The sequence below is a fragment of the Microbacterium sp. 18062 genome (genome assembly GCF_902706225.1).
GTDB lineage: Bacteria > Actinomycetota > Actinomycetes > Actinomycetales > Microbacteriaceae > Microbacterium.
Genome location: NZ_CACSKB010000200.1, coordinates 1 through 542 on the forward strand (window position 1 = coordinate 1; position 542 = coordinate 542).

Genomic DNA, 542 nt, shown 5'->3' on the forward strand with positions numbered 1-542 from the left:
GTCTCCACCGAGGCGTCGAGCACGCGCATCGCCACCGCCATGTCGCTCGGGTGGGTGGCGATGCACTCCGCGCTGCCGCCGATCACCGCGAGCTGCCGGCTGAAGCCGCCGAGGGCAGAGCAGCCGCTGCCCGGCTGGCGCTTGTTGCAGGGCGTGTTGGTATCGTAGAAATAGGGGCAGCGCGTGCGCTGCAGCAGGTTGCCGCCGGTGGTGGCCATGTTGCGCAGCTGGCCCGAGGCGCCCGCCACCAGGGCCCGCGTGAGCACGCCGTAGTCGCGCCGCACGCGCGGGTGGGCGGCCAGGTCGCTGTTGCGCACCAGGGCGCCGATGCGCAGGCCGCCCTGCGGCGTGGGCTCCACGGTGTCCATGCCGATGCCGTTGACGTCGACCAGATGGGCGGGTGCCTCGATCTGCAGCTTCATCAGGTCCAGCAGGTTGGTGCCGCCGGCGATGAACTTGGCGCCCGGCTGGGCGGCGACCGCGGCCGCGGCCTGCGCGGGCGACGTGACGCGTTCGTAGCTGAAGGGTTTCATGCCTTGGCC

Annotated in this window: 1 protein-coding gene; it reads right to left on the reverse strand. The window is 72.3% G+C overall.

Annotated features, from left to right (window positions below; translation table 11 throughout):
- The coding region (locus GVL03_RS23120; protein ID WP_373683854.1) for a xanthine dehydrogenase family protein subunit M at positions 1-542 on the reverse strand (542 nt) is incomplete at both ends.